We start from the raw sequence: 320 nt of genomic DNA, 5'->3' as shown, positions 1-320 counted from the left end.
CGACAAGGCGGTGGTCGAGCTGATCCAGGACGGGACCGTGGCGCGGCTCTACGGCAAGTATTTCGAGCAGCCGATCCCGCCGAAGGGTATCAACTTGGAGTTGCCGATGAGCGACGTGCTCAAGCGGGCGCTCGCCAACCCGACCGATTCCGGCGACGAGGCGGCCTACCGGTAGGGCGGCGAGACCGACATGCGAGACGATCACGGCGAAGCCACGGACGCGCCGTCCGTGGTCGACCTGCGGAGCGACACTGTCACCCGGCCGACCGAGGCGATGTACGCCCGGATGCGGTCAGCGCCGCTGGGCGACGACGGGCTCG

The 320-nt window shown here is 69.1% G+C and carries 1 protein-coding gene; it reads left to right on the top strand.

Annotated features, from left to right (window positions below):
- Positions 1-190 precede the first annotated feature (190 nt).
- On the top strand, positions 191-320 hold a 130-nt coding region (locus ACLBXO_RS31915; protein ID WP_447687939.1), incomplete at its 3' end, for a beta-eliminating lyase-related protein.

This window comes from Methylobacterium sp. C33D, from assembly GCF_053345825.1.
This window is presented reverse-complemented; position numbering and strand designations above follow the sequence as displayed.